The organism is Rhodoferax sp., from assembly GCF_025354435.1.
GTDB lineage: Bacteria > Pseudomonadota > Gammaproteobacteria > Burkholderiales > Burkholderiaceae_C > Rhodoferax_B.
Genome location: NZ_JANXMU010000015.1, coordinates 31,100 through 45,705 on the forward strand (window position 1 = coordinate 31,100; position 14,606 = coordinate 45,705).

16 protein-coding genes are annotated in these 14,606 nt (G+C 60.3%); 5 read left to right on the forward strand and 11 right to left on the reverse strand.

Annotated elements, in window-relative coordinates; translation table 11 throughout:
- The first annotated feature begins 231 nt into the window (after nucleotides 1-231).
- A complete protein-coding gene (locus Q0T48_RS03700) occupies nucleotides 232-750 on the forward strand; it encodes an RNA-binding protein (protein ID WP_295952548.1) in 519 nt (172 codons plus the stop codon).
- 69 nt (nucleotides 751-819) lie between these two features.
- Here Q0T48_RS03700 and Q0T48_RS03705 read toward each other — a convergent pair whose 3' ends face one another.
- From Q0T48_RS03705 to Q0T48_RS03720, 4 genes are read right to left on the reverse strand one after another with little or no spacing between them, the layout of a single operon-like run.
- On the reverse strand, nucleotides 820-1,608 hold the full coding sequence (locus Q0T48_RS03705) for an SDR family oxidoreductase (RefSeq protein ID WP_295952551.1): 789 nt from the start codon (nucleotides 1,606-1,608) through the stop codon (nucleotides 820-822).
- A gap of 18 nt (nucleotides 1,609-1,626) precedes the next feature.
- Nucleotides 1,627-2,244, reverse strand: coding sequence for an LPS export ABC transporter periplasmic protein LptC (gene lptC / locus Q0T48_RS03710; RefSeq protein WP_295952552.1), 618 nt, complete (start codon nucleotides 2,242-2,244; stop codon nucleotides 1,627-1,629).
- Nucleotides 2,241-2,789, reverse strand: coding sequence for an HAD hydrolase family protein (locus tag Q0T48_RS03715; protein ID WP_295952555.1), 549 nt, complete (start codon nucleotides 2,787-2,789; stop codon nucleotides 2,241-2,243). Before Q0T48_RS03715 ends, lptC begins: the two co-directional genes overlap by 4 nt.
- Nucleotides 2,789-3,787 (reverse strand): KpsF/GutQ family sugar-phosphate isomerase, encoded by a 999-nt coding sequence (locus Q0T48_RS03720; RefSeq protein WP_295952558.1) that lies wholly within the window; start codon nucleotides 3,785-3,787, stop codon nucleotides 2,789-2,791. Before Q0T48_RS03720 ends, Q0T48_RS03715 begins: the two co-directional genes overlap by 1 nt.
- 73 nt (nucleotides 3,788-3,860) lie before the next feature.
- On the opposite strand from Q0T48_RS03720, the gene Q0T48_RS03725 reads away from it, so the two are divergent.
- Together Q0T48_RS03725 and Q0T48_RS03730 are read left to right on the forward strand one after the other, a co-directional pair.
- Nucleotides 3,861-5,846, forward strand: coding sequence for a monovalent cation:proton antiporter family protein (locus Q0T48_RS03725; RefSeq protein WP_295952562.1), 1,986 nt, complete (start codon nucleotides 3,861-3,863; stop codon nucleotides 5,844-5,846).
- Between the two features lie 51 nt (nucleotides 5,847-5,897).
- Nucleotides 5,898-6,452 (forward strand): adenine phosphoribosyltransferase, encoded by a 555-nt coding sequence (locus tag Q0T48_RS03730; RefSeq protein ID WP_295952565.1) that lies wholly within the window; start codon nucleotides 5,898-5,900, stop codon nucleotides 6,450-6,452.
- Here the strand turns inward: Q0T48_RS03730 and Q0T48_RS03735 are convergent.
- From Q0T48_RS03735 to rpmH, 7 genes are all read right to left on the reverse strand, one after another.
- Nucleotides 6,429-6,959, reverse strand: a complete 531-nt coding sequence (locus Q0T48_RS03735) for a hypothetical protein (RefSeq protein WP_295952567.1) — start codon at nucleotides 6,957-6,959, stop codon at nucleotides 6,429-6,431. The genes Q0T48_RS03730 and Q0T48_RS03735 overlap by 24 nt on opposite strands.
- Before the next feature lie 28 nt (nucleotides 6,960-6,987).
- A complete protein-coding gene (locus Q0T48_RS03740; RefSeq protein WP_295952570.1) occupies nucleotides 6,988-7,464 on the reverse strand; it encodes a cyclic nucleotide-binding domain-containing protein in 477 nt (158 codons plus the stop codon).
- Nucleotides 7,465-7,482: 18 nt separating this feature from the next.
- Nucleotides 7,483-8,853, reverse strand: a complete 1,371-nt coding sequence (mnmE, locus tag Q0T48_RS03745; RefSeq protein ID WP_295952573.1) for a tRNA uridine-5-carboxymethylaminomethyl(34) synthesis GTPase MnmE — start codon at nucleotides 8,851-8,853, stop codon at nucleotides 7,483-7,485.
- Between the two features lie 72 nt (nucleotides 8,854-8,925).
- Nucleotides 8,926-10,626, reverse strand: a complete 1,701-nt coding sequence (gene yidC, locus Q0T48_RS03750) for a membrane protein insertase YidC (protein WP_295952576.1) — start codon at nucleotides 10,624-10,626, stop codon at nucleotides 8,926-8,928.
- The gene (yidD, locus tag Q0T48_RS03755) at nucleotides 10,623-10,895 is read right to left on the reverse strand and encodes a membrane protein insertion efficiency factor YidD (RefSeq protein ID WP_295952579.1); all 273 of its coding nucleotides are present in this window, start codon (nucleotides 10,893-10,895) and stop codon (nucleotides 10,623-10,625) included. Before yidD ends, yidC begins: the two co-directional genes overlap by 4 nt.
- Entirely contained in the window at nucleotides 10,892-11,344 is a 453-nt protein-coding gene (locus tag Q0T48_RS03760) for a ribonuclease P protein component (RefSeq protein WP_295952582.1), read from the reverse strand. Before Q0T48_RS03760 ends, yidD begins: the two co-directional genes overlap by 4 nt.
- A gap of 32 nt (nucleotides 11,345-11,376) precedes the next feature.
- Nucleotides 11,377-11,511 (reverse strand): 50S ribosomal protein L34, encoded by a 135-nt coding sequence (gene rpmH / locus Q0T48_RS03765; RefSeq protein WP_092757190.1) that lies wholly within the window; start codon nucleotides 11,509-11,511, stop codon nucleotides 11,377-11,379.
- Between the two features lie 395 nt (nucleotides 11,512-11,906).
- Here rpmH and dnaA point away from each other — a divergent pair, with 395 nt between their 5' ends.
- Both dnaA and dnaN read left to right on the forward strand, forming a co-directional pair.
- Complete coding sequence (dnaA, locus tag Q0T48_RS03770) at nucleotides 11,907-13,310, forward strand: chromosomal replication initiator protein DnaA (RefSeq protein WP_295952587.1); 1,404 nt, start codon at nucleotides 11,907-11,909, stop codon at nucleotides 13,308-13,310.
- Nucleotides 13,311-13,460: 150 nt separating this feature from the next.
- Complete coding sequence (dnaN, locus tag Q0T48_RS03775) at nucleotides 13,461-14,567, forward strand: DNA polymerase III subunit beta (RefSeq protein ID WP_295952591.1); 1,107 nt, start codon at nucleotides 13,461-13,463, stop codon at nucleotides 14,565-14,567.
- Nucleotides 14,568-14,606: the final 39 nt, after the last annotated feature.

Below are 14,606 nucleotides of genomic sequence, written 5' to 3' on the forward strand. Positions count from 1 at the left end.
CAGCCACAAAACAAAAAGGGCCCTTGTGGCCCTTTTTTGTTGCCTGGAATTTTCAGGCCTCAAGACGCACGCATTTTTTATTTGAATTCCATCGAAGTCGCCGCATAATATAAAAGTGTGGATTACTTTTCCATACACGTTTGCGGTGTCGATCGGTTTCGCGTCCTAAGTTATCAGATTGCGTTTTCGGGATTCCATCGCTTTATTAATGTGTTTTTGAGGAGTCCCTTGATGGGCAACAAACTGTACGTCGGCAATCTGCCTTACTCCGTGCGCGACAGCGATCTGGAGCAATCTTTTGGCCAGTTCGGTAGCGTCACCAGCGCCAAAGTCATGATGGAGCGCGACACCGGTCGCTCCAAGGGCTTTGGTTTTGTCGAAATGGGTAGCGATGCCGAAGCACAAGCTGCTATCAACGGCATGAATGGCCAGCCTCTGGGCGGCCGTAGTTGCGTTGTCAACGAAGCCCGCCCCATGGAAGCGCGTCCCCCACGCACTGGCGGTGGTGGTGGATACGGCGGTGGTGGTGGCGGCGGTTACGGCGGCGGGGGTGGTGGTCGCAGTGGCGGCGGTGGATATGGCGGCGGCGGCGGTGGCCGTGGCGAAGGTGGTGGCGGTTACGGCGGCGGCGGTGGTGGTCGCAGTGGCGGCGGTGGTGGTGGTAGTGGCGACGGTGGTTTTCGTAGCCCCTACGGTTCCGGCCCTCGCGGCGGTGGTAATGGCGGCGGCGGCGGCCGTGGCGGTTACTAATGCATTGACCGGGATTTCATCCCACTCAAAAAGGCTCTTCGGAGCCTTTTTTGTTTCTACGCGCTGTATTCAATGGGTTTGGGAATCGGCAGACTGCCGGGGTTTGCGGGCACGGCCCACCAATAACTTGTCAAACATAGCATTGGGTAATAAGCGCATTAACTTGGCCACGATTCCCATCTGCCACGGAATGACCCGGTAGCTGACACCCGCCTCTATGGCAACAAAAGCCTTATTGGCAAAGGTGTCTGGTTGCATTAAAAACGGCAGGCTGTAACCGTTTTTTTGTGTCAAGGGCGTATTGATATAACCAGGGCAAATGGTCACGACTTTGACACCGCTGGGACGCAACTCACCACGCAGACTTTCACAATAAGCAATCACTGCGGCCTTGCTCGCGCAGTAAGCGCCATGGCCAGGGAGCCCGCGAATACCTGCCACGCTTCCAATTCCCACCAAGGCCCCGCTCCCCCGCTGCACCATGGCCTGTAAGAAAGGCTGGAAAGTCGCTGCCATGCCGGTGTTGTTGGTAACAAAAATTTTCGCCATTACGGCAATATCTTCCAACATGGCGGTGTCCATGCCAATGCTGATACCCGCGCTGGCAACCACTACGTCCGGCACACCCTGGCTGGCGATGCAGGCCCTGCCTGCAGCGATGATGCTATCGGGCACCGCCACGTCCGCACTATATATTTGATAGCTACTCGTGCTTATTCCCTGTGCGCTAGCCCATGATTCAACCACTGAAGTACGGCGTGCCACCAAAGCCAGCCGGTAGCCTGCCTGAAAAAACCGCAGAGCCATGGCTTGGCCCAGGCCGCTGGAGGCGCCTGTGATGAAAACCAGTTTGGACATGCGCTTCCTTGGGCGGCCTTATTTGGCCGGCTGGGGTATCAAAATGCCTTTGACGCGCCCGTCGAGCTGCATCTGACGGTCGAGATTGTTGTAATCCATGGAGTCAGCGGTAAAGGTGTCTGCGCCCCGCACTAGGGTGACAGGTTTGTTCGAACGCACCCGCTCGGTCTCCAGATAGGCATGCAAAAAGTCGCTGCGAAACTCCATTTTGGGCTGTACGACCACGCCTTTGTCGACCACCGCCTGGCGCACCACCACGGCGTTGCCAAACAATTGCACCTCCGAGCCATTGCCATTGCTCAGACCCCGGTCGGCGGTAGACACGGTAACCAGACCCTGCGGATTCACCGAGCGGATGCGCACCTGGCTGATTTCCACCGTGTCGGTGTCGGGAAAGTGGTGGGCCTCGGTGCCGAAAACTTCGCTTTTCAGGTGGCCCTGGGCATCAAAGTTCTTTACCGAAAAGTTGCGCATGAAGTAGTCGGCCTCGTGCGTCGGAGGGGCCGCCACATCGGCCGACGCAAAAATCGGCGTGTTGCGCACCAGCCAGTAGCTACCCAAGGCCAGTACACCCATCAACAAAATAGGCAGGTAGATCGACAGGCGGTTCCACGCCGATTGCAGCATCGCGTTCATGCGAGGTACGCTTGCAGCAGCGCGGCGTAGCGGCCGCTGGCCACCAGCAGCAGGTCACATAACTCGCGGGCGGCACCGTGGCCGCCAGAGCGCTGCGTGACATAGTGGGCCGCCGACAGCACCTCGGCCTGGGCGTTGGCAGGAGCGCAGGCCAGGGCACTGCGGCGCATCACCGGCAGATCGGGCCAGTCGTCGCCCATAGCCGCAGCCTGGGACCAGTCCAGCCCGAGCTCAACCAGGATTTTTTCGGCAGCCGGGCGCTTGTCTTCGGTGCCAAAAACCGCATGGGCGATACCCAGGGCTTGCAAACGCACGCGCAAAGGCAGGGAGTCGCGGCCGGTGATAACGGCTGGAGTGATACCGGCTTTTTGCAGCAGCTTGAGGCCGTGGCCGTCCAATGTATTGAAGCGCTTGAGGGTTTCGCCCGTTTCGGAAAAATACAGGCCGCCGTCGGTCAGCACCCCATCAACATCGAAAAATGCAACGCGCACATCTTGGGCTTGCAGCAGCAATTCGGGCGGGAAATGGAGTGCCGGGGTAGACATCAAATGACCTTCGCCCGCATCAAGTCGCCAATGTGCACCACACCGACCAGCACGCCGCTGGGTTCCACCACCAGTACGCTGGTAATGCGGTGGCGCTCCATCAGCTCAGCCGCATCGACCGCCAGCGCCTGGGGCTGGATGCTGCGCGGGTGCATATGCATGACCTCTTGCGCCCGTGCGGCCCGCAGGTCTACGCCGTTTTCAATCAGGCGGCGCAGGTCGCCATCGGTAAACACACCCAGCACCTGCTGCTGCCCGTCCACGATGGCGGCAAGCCCACCCTTGGCGCTCATCTCGCGCATCATGTCGCCAAACAGGGTGTCGGGGCTGACGCGTGGTACCTCGTCGCCAGAGCGCATCACGTCGCTGACATGGGTGAGCAGCTTGCGGCCCAACGCACCCCCAGGGTGCGAACGGGCAAAGTCTTCGGGCTGGAAACCGCGCGCATCCAACAGGGCCACGGCCAGCGCGTCGCCCAGCGCCAATTGCGCGGTGGTGCTAGCGGTGGGAGCGAGGTTCAGGGGGCAGGCTTCTTTGTCGACCCCGCCGTCCAGCACTTCGGTGGCGTGGCGGGCCAGGGTGGATTGCAAGCCGCCAGTGATAGCTATCAGGGGCACGCCCTGGCGCTTGAGCACCGGCAGCAGGATGGTGATCTCGGAGGACTCCCCGCTGTTGGATATGGCCAACACGATGTCACGGGGTTCGATCATGCCTAGGTCGCCGTGGCTGGCTTCACCGGGGTGCACAAACATGGCAGGGGTGCCAGTGGAGGCCAGGGTCGCGGCGATTTTGCGGCCCACATGGCCACTTTTACCCATGCCCATCACTACCACGCGGCCCCGCACGTTCAGCACCATGTGCACGCTACGGGCGAAGGAATCGGTCAGGCGGTTTTTCAGGCCCGCAACGGCTGCGGCTTCAATATCGAAGGTCTCGCACGCTTGGCGCAGGGCCCGGGCAGCGTCAAAAGGAAGGGCGGGCGGCGATGCGGATGTCATGGACTGATTCTATCGGCGAGCATCTGGCACTTTGTTTGCATGGCTATGGGTTTACGCTTGTTAGCATAGGCCCATGACCGGACTCGAACTGACCCTGATGTACCTGCTGGCCGCTGTGCTGGGGGTGGTCACGTTCCGCTCACTGAAGCTGCCGCCCATGCTCGGTTATCTGGTCGTGGGCGTGGTGATTGGGCCCAATGCGCTGGCGCTGGCGCAGAACTCCGAGGGCATCAAGCACCTAGGCGAATTTGGAGTGGTGTTTTTGATGTTCGTGATTGGGCTCGAATTCAACCTGCCCAAGCTGCGTGCCATGCGCCAGCATGTGTTTGGGTTGGGCCTGTTCCAGGTCACCGTCACCATGCTGTTAGCCACTTTTGCGTCCCTGGCGTTGGCAATCGCTGCCCCAAAGCTATGGCACATGGAGTGGCAAACGGCTTTGGCGCTATCGGGGGCGCTGGCCATGAGCAGCACCGCCATTGTGGTCAAGCTGATGGCCGAGCGGCTGGAGATGGAGTCCGAGCACGGTAAGCGTGTCATGGGGGTGTTGCTGTTCCAGGATCTGGCGGTGGTGCCCTTGCTGGTACTGATCCCGGCGCTGGGCTCGTCGCCCGAGCAACTGCTGACCTCGTTGGCACTGGCATCGCTCAAAGCAGCAGCCTTGATCACCGTGCTGTTGGTCGGCGGACAGCGGGTGATGCGCTGGTGGCTGACCATCGTGGCGCGGCGCAAGAGTGAAGAGCTGTTTGTGCTGAACCTGTTGCTGATCACCCTGGGGCTGGCCTGGCTGACTGAACTGGCGGGCTTAAGCCTGGCGTTGGGGGCTTTTATTGCAGGCATGCTCATATCGGAGACGGAATACAAGCACCAGGTAGAAACCGATATCCGCCCGTTCCACGATGTGCTGCTGGGCCTGTTTTTCATCACCATCGGCATGCTGCTGGACTGGCGCTTGGTGCTGGAGCACTGGCCCTTGGTGCTGCTGTTGGTGAGCTTGCCGGTGTTGTTCAAGCTGGCGATGGTGACCGCGCTGGCCCGGCTGCTGGGTGGCACCATGGGGGTGTCGCTGCGCACCGGCCTGTACCTGGCGCAGGCGGGCGAATTCGGTTTTGTACTGCTGACACTGGCACAGGAAAATCGGCTCGTGCCCCCGTCTTTGCTGAATCCCATCCTGGCCAGCATGGTGCTGTCGATGCTGGCCACACCCTTCATCATCATGTTCAGCAACAAGATCGTGATGAAGCTGGTCAGCAGTGAGTGGTTGCAGCAGTCGCTGCAAATGACCCACATCGCCCGCAAATCTATCAATGCCAACAAGCACGTGATCATCTGCGGCTACGGCCGCTGCGGCCAGAACCTGGCCCGCATGCTGGAGCGCGAAGGCATTCCCTACATGGCACTCGATTTGGACCCGGACCGCGTGCGCCAGGCCGCGGCGGCGGGCGATTCGGTGGTGTTTGGCGACGCGGCTCGCCTGCAGGCGCTGATGGCGGCGGGCCTGGCACGGGCCAGCGCCGTGGTCATCACCTACCTGGACGTGGCGGGTGCGCTCAAGGTCCTGGTGCACACCCGCGCCCACGCGCCCCAGGTGCCAGTGATCGTACGCACCCAGGACGACCACGACCTGGAAAAACTGCGCCAGGCCGGTGCCACCGAAGTCGTGCCCGAGGCGATCGAGGGCTCCTTGATGCTGGCCAGCCACGCGCTGGCGCTGGTGGGCGTGCCCATGCGCCGGGTGATCCGGGTGGTGCAGGACCAGCGCGACGCGCGTTACAACCTGCTGCGCGGCTACTTCCACGGGGCCGATGACAACGGCGTGGACGAGCTGCACCACGAGCGCCTGACCACCCTGACCCTGACGATTGCCGCCAAATGCCTGGGCAAGCCTTTGGGCCGACTGGCCTTGCACGCCGTGGGGGTGCGGGTGATCAGCTTGCGGCGCAAAAATGGAAAAACCGAGGAGCCTGGCGACAACGTGCTGCTGCACGATGGTGACACCCTGGTGCTGTGCGGCGAGGCCGCAACCTTGGCATTGGCCGAAGATAAGTTTTTAAAGGGCTGACACGGTTAGGCCAAGGCACAATAGCTACCCCTCTCCTTTGGTGACATCCCCATGACAAGCTTCAGCGTCAGCGCGTACCTCAAGGCCCATATGCGTACGGTGCCCGACTGGCCCGCACCCGGCGTGCAGTTTCGAGACATCACCCCGCTGCTGCAAAACCCACGCGTCTTTCGCGTGATGATCGATGCCTTTGTGCACCGCTACATGGACCCAGCCCTGCGTCCCGACGTGGTGGCCGGGCTGGATGCACGTGGCTTCATTTTGGGTGCAGTGGTGGCCTATGAGCTCAATATCGGTTTTGTGCCGATACGCAAAAAAGGCAAGCTGCCGTTCACCACAGTAGAAGAAACCTACGAGCTGGAATACGGCAGCGCCACGGTGGAACTACACACCGATGCTGTCAAGGCCGGCGACCGGGTGCTGCTGATCGACGACCTGATCGCCACCGGTGGCACCATGATGGCCGGTAAAAAGCTGCTCGAAAAGCTCGGTGCCACGGTGGTTGAAGGCGCGGCGATTGTCGATTTGCCCGAGCTGGGTGGCTCCAACAAACTGCGTGAAAGCGGCTTGTCACTGTTTACGTTAGTGGATTTTTCCGGGCACTGAGGGCAGGCGAGAAGCCGCTTCCAAAGCCTTCTGGAAGGCGGCCACCTCGTCGTCTTGCAAGGGCTCATAGCGGCCCACACCACCGGCCAGGGTGACACGGTCCGACGGACCGGACTCCGGACCCGACAACGTGGCCGGCATGCTGGGCGGCGCGGCCACCAGTTCCGCGTTATTACGCCAGTACACCGCCGTAATCACCAGCCCATGCTGGGCTTGTGCGGCCTCCACTACTTGCGTCTCGATGCGCGACCGCCATCCGGCATCTCCGCCCCAAGGATTCGCCACATCCACCATTACCAAAAACTGCTGTCCTTGGTCGTCCAGTGCCAACACCTTGAATTTAAAGCTGGTCGTTTGCACACCGGCCTGTACCAGCGAGGTCCGCATAATCGCATACAGCCGCTCCCGGCGGTCAATCCGGGCATCTCGCAACCTGGTTACGTCGGGGGTGGGCGCAGGGACTGCATCCTTCAGGGGTTTGCGCGAAAACCAGTTTAAAAAAGACATGCTTTTGCCTTCCTTGGGGGCCGCCTACTCATGTCACCGCGACACGGTATCGGCTGTGCATCAAACGCTTGGCGACCACCGCCCCAGCGCCCATTGCCACCGCCAAGGCCAACTCGGGCTTGCGGTGGGTCATTTCGGTAAACCGCATGGGAGACAGGCTCCACAAGGCACAGGTGCTGCCCGCCTGCACTGTGGCGCTGCGCGGGGTTCCGGTGAAAAAGCTGCCTTCCCCGACCACACTGCCTGCGCCCACAATGGCCAACCGGATCCGGCTCTCGGCATCTTCAAAATGCACGCTCAGGCTGCCGCTGGCAACAAAATACAGCGTGCGGTCCATCGCACCCTGTTTGAACAGAACGTCCCCCTGCACCACGGTCAGCGGCTGCAGATAGTGCGCCAGTGCATCCCACTGGGCGGGTGCTAGATTCAGGTTCAGGCCGTCCTGGGCTTTGTTCAGCAGCAATGCATCAATTAGGCCTTGGAGATCGGGCGCTGCGGTAGTCATGGCCAGAGTTTATGGCATTCATTTGCCAATGCAAAAGCTGGAAAAAATCACCCCTAGCAAATCGTCTGCGGTGAAAGCGCCTGTGATCTCGTTCAGGGCATTCTGAGCCAAACGCAACTCTTCGGCCAACAGGTCCAGCAACTGCGCCTGCGCCGCCAAATGCGCCACGGCGGCATCCACATGCGCTTCGACCCGCTGCAGAGCGTGCACATGGCGGGCCCGGGCGATAAACACACCTTCGGGCGAGGCCTGCCAACCGGCCACGTCCAGTAGCTTGCGGCGCAGGTTGTCTAGCCCGGCACCGGTCTTGGCGGACAGGGCCAGCACGCCAGGGGCGGCTTGGTGCGAGTCCAACTTGTTCCACACGTCGATCACCGGCACGCGGGGCGGCAGCTTTTGGGCCAGTTCGGCCGCAATGGCCGCATCGGCAGCCTGGTAGTCGGCCAAGTCGGCACGGGTCAGGTCGTGTAAAAACAACACGGCATCGGCGGCTTCGATCTCGGCCCAGGCGCGCTCGATACCGATGGCCTCGATGGCATCCTCGCTGCTGCGCAGCCCGGCGGTGTCGATCACGTGGATGGGCACACCTTCTATCTGGATGGTTTGGGCCACCTTGTCGCGCGTGGTGCCAGCAATGGGGGTGACGATGGCCAACTCGGCTCCGGCCAGGGCGTTCAGCAAGGACGACTTGCCCGCGTTCGGCTGGCCCGCAATCACCACCTTGATGCCTTCGCGCAGCAAAGCGCCCTGGCGGGTGCGCTGCATCACGGTTGCCAGCTTTTGCTGTAGTTTTGATAGCTGCCCGTGCGCGTCTGCCTTACGCAGGAAGTCGATTTCTTCTTCAGGAAAATCCAGCGTGGCTTCGACCAGCATGCGCAGGTGAACCAGGCCGTCGCGCAGGGCGTGTATCTCGTGCGAGAACTCGCCCGACAGCGAACGGGCCGCGCTGCGGGCCGCCGCCTCGGTGCTGGCATCGATCAGGTCGGCAATGGCTTCGGCCTGGGCCAAGTCGATTTTGTCGTTCAAAAATGCGCGCTGGGTAAATTCGCCCGGCTGGGCCAGCCGCACACCGCTGGCTGCACCGGCCTCCAGGCAGCGTGCCAGCAGGAGTTGCAACACCACTGGCCCGCCGTGGGCCTGCAGTTCCAGCACGTCTTCGCCGGTGTAGGAGTGCGGGGCGGGGAAGTGCAGGGCTAGGCCGTGGTCGATGGCGCCACCCGCCGCGTCGCGAAACGGCAGGTACGTGGCCTCGCGGGCCTTGAGCAGGCGACCACACAGGGCTTCGATGACCGCACCGATGTGCTTGCCGCTGACCCGTACGATGCCGACCGCACCCCGACCTGGGGCGGTGGCGATGGCGGCGATAGGGTCGTTATTACGGCTGTGCATAGCGTGAAGTCTTCCAGAAAAAAAGCCGCCCAACCCGGAGGTTCAGCGGCTTTGGTACACCACAGGGTGGTGTTATTTGAACGAGGGCAAATGGAACTTCGGTGGAACGCCCATACGGGTGTTGATGATCCACTGCTGGGCGATCGACAAGGCGTTGTTGGTAATCCAGTACATCACCAGCCCGGCCGGGAAGAAGAAAAACATCACCGAGAACGCCAGCGGCATAAACCACATCATTTTGGCCTGCAGCGGATCTGGCGGCGCGGGGTTCAACGAGGTTTGCAGCATGGTGGTCATGGCCATCAGCACCGGCAAGATGAAGAACGGATCGGGCGACGACAGGTCATGGATCCACAGCGCCCAGGGCGCGTTGCGCATTTCCACGCTGGACAGCAACACCCAGTACAGGGCCATAAACACCGGAATCTGGATCATGATGGGGAAGCAGCCGCCCATCGGGTTGATCTTTTCTTCGCGGTAAATTTTCATCATGGCCTGCTGCATTTCGGCAGGCTTGTCTTTCAGGCGCTCGCGCATTTCGGTGATGCGGGGGTTGATGGCCTTCATCTTGGCCATGCTGGAGTAAGCCTTGGCATTGAGCCAGTAAAAGGCGATCTTCAGCAATAGCACTAGGGCCACAATCGACCAGCCCCAGTTCATGAGCACGCTGTGGATCTTGTCGAGCAGCCAGTACAGCGGCTCGGCCAGAATCTTGACCCAGCCATAGTCCTTCACCAGCTCCAGGCCGGGGGTCAGCGACTCCAATAGTTTTTCAAGCTGTGGGCCCACGAACATGCGGGCATCTACCGATTTGCTGGCGCCGGGGGCGATGTCGTTCATCGGCGTGATCATGCCGACCGCGTACAGGTTGGTATCGACCTTGCGCATGAACAGGTCGCGCTGGATGCCGTCGCCCAGCAACCAGGCGCTGGCAAAGTAATGCTGCACCATAGCCACGTAGCCGGTGGTGGAGGTCTTCTCGATATCGACCTTGTTTTCTTCAATCTTCTTGAACTCGACCTTTTGGTACTTCATGGCATCGGTGTAGACCGCAGGGCCGGTGAAGGTGGAGTAGAACGAGGACTCGCCCGGTGGCTTATTGCCGTCGCGCACCAATTGCAGGTACAGCTGGGGCGATACCGCGGTGGTGCCGACGTTTTGCACTTCATGCTTCACGTTGATCACGTAGGAACCACGGGCCAGCGAGTAGGTCTTGACCAGCTTGATGCCGCCAACTACGGGCGATTCAAAGCGAACCGTCAGGTCCTTGGCACCTTCTGCCAAAGTGCGTTCGCCGGGCACCAGGGTCATTACCGTTTTATGGCTAGGCAAAGCCGCGCCGGCTACCGATCCAACACCGGCAATCAACCCGGTCTGGGCTTGGTAATAACGGTCTTTGCTGTCGTCGAGCAAGACAAAGTTCTTCGACTTGTCGGCCATATCGACCTGACCCAACAACTCGGAACGCACCAGGGAGCCGCCTTCGGTGTCAAAGGTCAGCTTCAGCAAGTCGGTGGTGACCAGCACCTGCTCTTTGGTGGCGGCAGGCGCAGCAGGATCTACAGGTACCTGGGCCACGCCAGCTGCTGGCGTAGCGGCCACAGGTGCGGGTACCGAGGAGGTACCTGCTGCAGGCTTGGCTAAAGCCGCCTGCTCCACGGGTGACGGGAAGAAGGTTGCTTTATGGCCGTTGAAAACTTGCCATTTATCCCACAGCAACACCATAGAAAAACCAAAAATCACCCACAGGATGGTTCGGCGAATATCGTTCATGAAGACTTCTTATGTGAAGAGGAGGAAAGCAAGGGAGAAAAAAGCCGTGGACGCTCGCGCGGAGGCAAGTCGAGCCCACCGTCGCACCAGGGGTGGCAGCGCGCCAACCGCCTGAGCGTCAAATAAGAACCTGCTGCCGCGCCATGCCGCTCTAAAACCGCCAATGCGTACACCGAGCAAGTGGGCTCAAAACGACAGGCCGAACCCAGCCACGGGCTGAGCAGCAACCGGTAGCCACGCACGACCCCCATCAGCAAGGATTGCATCATGGCGCAGGTTCCACTTTGGTGACAGCCATGCCAAACAACTGCTCCAGCTCGGTACGCACCGCCAACTTGAGCGGCTCGGACGTGGCGCTGAGAAACACCTTGCGGTCAAACACCCCCCGCAGACGTACCACGTGGGCCGCTTGCGGAAAGCGCGGCTCAAAAGCCTGGACCACCTGGTAGATCTGGCGCTTGATCGCGTTGCGGGTCACCGCACGCTTGGCCCAGCGCTTGGGTGCCATGGCCCCCACCCACACGTCCTGAACGCCAAACAGAGCCTGCGGTCGCGTGGACTCGGGCTCTGTAAGAGAGGGTGTGGATTTAGCGGTGGTTTTGGGCGGCACGGGGAGCACATCCAAAGTAGCGCGGTGCAACGCAAAGTGCGGTGTCCGGGCCACGGTTTTACCCGCTAAAACGGCCTGAAACTGCGCCCGCGTTTTAAGTCGCTGCACGGCAGGTTTCAGACCGAAGTCAGTGCGCCAGCTTAGACAGCCAGACGTTTGCGGCCTTTGGCGCGGCGAGCGTTGATGACAGCACGGCCGCCACGGGTTTTCATGCGGACCATGAAACCATGGGTACGGGCACGCTTGATTTTCGACGGTTGGTAAGTGCGTTTCATGATGACATCCTAGAAGAGTTCGGATCGGCAGCGCCTATTGGTGCATTGCCAAAAAATGGGGGGCGGTTGAATGCCCTTTTGATGGACCCTGAAGCTGAAAGCCTGGCACCACCTTCAGTGACACAAAGCCCGCTACACCCATCTCCATCTGTTCGATACCCCAAAGCCTTAACTCACGTTACTCACGCGAGGCCCGGAAACTGTCTAGATGAATTTAGTCAGGGAAACCCGGCATTATGGCAAATTTTTCGGGGCGTGGCAAGATATGCCTTGCCAAGGCGCGTGCCGGGGCAGCGCGCAAGCCATTCGCAGCAAATTGTGGATAAGGGCGGGACAAACTACAATGGTCGGTTCGCCGATCCCTCATTTATCCACAGAAGTAGACACCCCCCACAATGACAGAGGGAACCCCCACCAACACCGGCGCAGGCGCAGGCCACAGCCTATGGCAAGCCTGCGCAGAGCAGTTGGCCCAAGAACTGCCCGAGCAGCAGTTCAACACCTGGATCAAGCCCCTGGTGGCGCAGGTCAACGACGACTTCTCCAAAGTCACTTTGTTTGTCGCCAACCGCTTCAAGCTGGACTGGATCCGTGCACAGTACGTAGGCCGCATCAGTGCCCTGCTGGAAAAGCTTTATGGCCAAACCATTCCACTTGAGTTAGTCCTTACTCCGCGGGAAGCCCAGGTGCGTGTGCACGCCACGGCGCTGACACCCCAGGGCGTAGGCGCGATTCCAGAACCCACTACCGCCGCCGAAGACCCGACCCAGGCGCAATTCAAAAACCGCCTGAACACCGCGCTGACCTTTGACACGCTGGTCGAAGGTACGGCCAACCGCATGGCCCGCGCCGCCGCCATGCACGTTTCCGGCACACCCGGCCAGCTGTACAACCCGTTGTTCATCTACGGCGGTGTCGGCCTGGGCAAGACCCATTTGATGCACGCCGTGGGCAACCGCCTTTTGGCCGACCGGCCCGACGCCAAAGTTCTCTACATCCATGCTGAACAATTCGTTTCCGATGTGGTTAAAGCCTACCAGCGCAAGACTTTTGACGAATTCAAAGAGCGTTACCACTCGCTGGATCTGTTGCTGATTGACGACGTGCAGTTCTTCGCCAACAAGGACCGCACGCAGGAAGAGTTCTTCAACGCCTTCGAAGCGCTGCTGACCAAGAAGTCGCACATCGTGATGACCAGCGACACCTACCCCAAGGGCTTGGCCGACATCCACGAGCGCCTGGTGTCGCGCTTCGATTCCGGCCTGACGGTGGCCATCGAACCGCCCGAGCTGGAAATGCGGGTGGCGATTCTGATCAATAAATCGCGTGCCGAGGGCACCGAAATGCCCGAGGAAGTGGCGTTTTTCGTGGCCAAGAACGTGCGCTCCAACGTGCGCGAGCTCGAAGGCGCGCTGCGCAAATGCCTGGCCTATTCGCGTTTCAACCAAAAGGAAATGTCGATCCAGCTGGCCCGCGAAGCCTTGCGCGACTTGTTGTCCATCCAGAATCGGCAAATCTCGGTGGAGAACATCCAGAAGACCGTGGCCGACTACTACAAGATCAAGGTCGCCGACATGTACAGCAAAAAGCGCCCGGCCAGCATTGCGCGGCCGCGCCAGATTGCGATGTACCTGGCCAAGGAGCTGACGCAAAAAAGCCTGCCCGAAATCGGCGAATTGTTCGGCGGCCGCGACCACACCACGGTGCTGCACGCGGTGCGCAAAATTGGCGGCGAACGCCAGCAGCTCACCGAGCTGAACCAGCAATTGCACGTGCTGGAGCAAACATTAAAGGGTTAGAACTTACGCAGCGTCCCCTGCGCGACCCTTTGGGCGCACGGGGGACTTGCGTAAGTCCTGAAGGCGGTCCAAAAGTGCAGATAAAAACAGGGAAAATCAGGCCTGCCGGTATTTTCCAAAAAGCTTGTTTCTAAAAATTATGGGATTGACATGATCGTTTTGAAGGCAACACAAAGCAAGGTTCTCGCGGTTCTGCAGTCGGTCGCCGGGATTGTGGAGCGCAAGCACACCCTGCCGATTTTGGCCAACGTGATGTTGCGCAAAACCGGCAGCACAGTACAGCTGACCACCAGCGATCTGGAAATCCAGATCCGCACCAGCGCCGAGCTCGACGGTGACGCGGGCGACTTCAGCACCACCGTGGGTGCCCGCAAGCTGATCGACATCCTGCGCACCATGCCCGCCGACCAGACCGTGTCGCTCGAATCCAGCCAAAACAAGCTCATCCTCAAGGGCGGCAAGAGCAAGTTCACGCTGCAAACCCTGCCCGCCGAAGACTTTCCGCTGGTGCAAGAGGCGGCCAACTTTGGCCCCGTGTTCAGCGTGCCGCAAAAAACCCTGAAAGCCCTGCTGGGCCAGGTATCGTTTGCCATGGCGGTGCACGACATCCGCTACTACCTGAACGGTATTTTGTTTGTGGCCGAAGGCAACCAGCTCAGCCTGGTGTCGACCGACGGCCACCGCCTGGCCTTTGCCTCGGCCGCGCTGGACGTGGAAGTGCCCAAGCAAGAGGTGATCTTGCCGCGCAAGACTGTGCTGGAAATGCAGCGCCTGCTCAGCGATGCCGAAGGTGCGATCGAGATGCAGTTTGCCAACAACCAGGCCAAGTTCAGCTTTGACGGCATGGAGTTCGTCACCAAGCTGGTGGAGGGCAAGTTCCCCGACTACAACCGCGTGATTCCCAAGAACCACCAGAACCACATCACCCTGGGCCGCCAGGCCTTTTTGTCCAGCCTGCAGCGCACCGCCATCCTGACCAGCGACAAGTTCAAGGGCGTGCGCCTGAATGTCGAACCGGGCAGCCTGCGCGTCGCGTCCAACAACGCCGAACAGGAAGAAGCCGTGGACGAGCTGGACGTGGACTACGGCGGTGACAGTATCGAGATTGGCTTCAACGTCACCTACCTGATCGATGCGCTGGCCAATATGCAGCAAGACATGGTCACCATCTCGCTGGGCGACAGCAACAGCTCGGCGCTGCTGACCATTCCCGAGAACGAAAATTTCAAATATGTCGTGATGCCGATGCGCATTTAACGCTGCCGATTCAATACTACAAAAATAGTAGCTACAGGC

Excerpts from the sequence above, each read along its gene's own strand:
- Q0T48_RS03700 (WP_295952548.1), top strand. The coding sequence starts at position 232 with ATGGGCAACAAACTGTACGTCGGCAATCTGCCTTACTCCGTGCGCGAC.
- Q0T48_RS03705 (WP_295952551.1), bottom strand. The coding sequence starts at position 1,608 with ATGTCCAAACTGGTTTTCATCACAGGCGCCTCCAGCGGCCTGGGCCAA.
- lptC (WP_295952552.1), bottom strand. The coding sequence starts at position 2,244 with ATGAACGCGATGCTGCAATCGGCGTGGAACCGCCTGTCGATCTACCTG.
- Q0T48_RS03715 (WP_295952555.1), bottom strand. The coding sequence starts at position 2,789 with ATGTCTACCCCGGCACTCCATTTCCCGCCCGAATTGCTGCTGCAAGCC.
- Q0T48_RS03720 (WP_295952558.1), bottom strand. The coding sequence starts at position 3,787 with ATGACATCCGCATCGCCGCCCGCCCTTCCTTTTGACGCTGCCCGGGCC.
- Q0T48_RS03725 (WP_295952562.1), top strand. The coding sequence starts at position 3,861 with ATGACCGGACTCGAACTGACCCTGATGTACCTGCTGGCCGCTGTGCTG.
- Q0T48_RS03730 (WP_295952565.1), top strand. The coding sequence starts at position 5,898 with ATGACAAGCTTCAGCGTCAGCGCGTACCTCAAGGCCCATATGCGTACG.
- Q0T48_RS03735 (WP_295952567.1), bottom strand. The coding sequence starts at position 6,959 with ATGTCTTTTTTAAACTGGTTTTCGCGCAAACCCCTGAAGGATGCAGTC.
- Q0T48_RS03740 (WP_295952570.1), bottom strand. The coding sequence starts at position 7,464 with ATGACTACCGCAGCGCCCGATCTCCAAGGCCTAATTGATGCATTGCTG.
- mnmE (WP_295952573.1), bottom strand. The coding sequence starts at position 8,853 with ATGCACAGCCGTAATAACGACCCTATCGCCGCCATCGCCACCGCCCCA.
- yidC (WP_295952576.1), bottom strand. The coding sequence starts at position 10,626 with ATGAACGATATTCGCCGAACCATCCTGTGGGTGATTTTTGGTTTTTCT.
- yidD (WP_295952579.1), bottom strand. The coding sequence starts at position 10,895 with ATGATGCAATCCTTGCTGATGGGGGTCGTGCGTGGCTACCGGTTGCTG.
- rpmH (WP_092757190.1), bottom strand. The coding sequence starts at position 11,511 with ATGAAACGCACTTACCAACCGTCGAAAATCAAGCGTGCCCGTACCCAT.
- dnaA (WP_295952587.1), top strand. The coding sequence starts at position 11,907 with ATGACAGAGGGAACCCCCACCAACACCGGCGCAGGCGCAGGCCACAGC.
- dnaN (WP_295952591.1), top strand. The coding sequence starts at position 13,461 with ATGATCGTTTTGAAGGCAACACAAAGCAAGGTTCTCGCGGTTCTGCAG.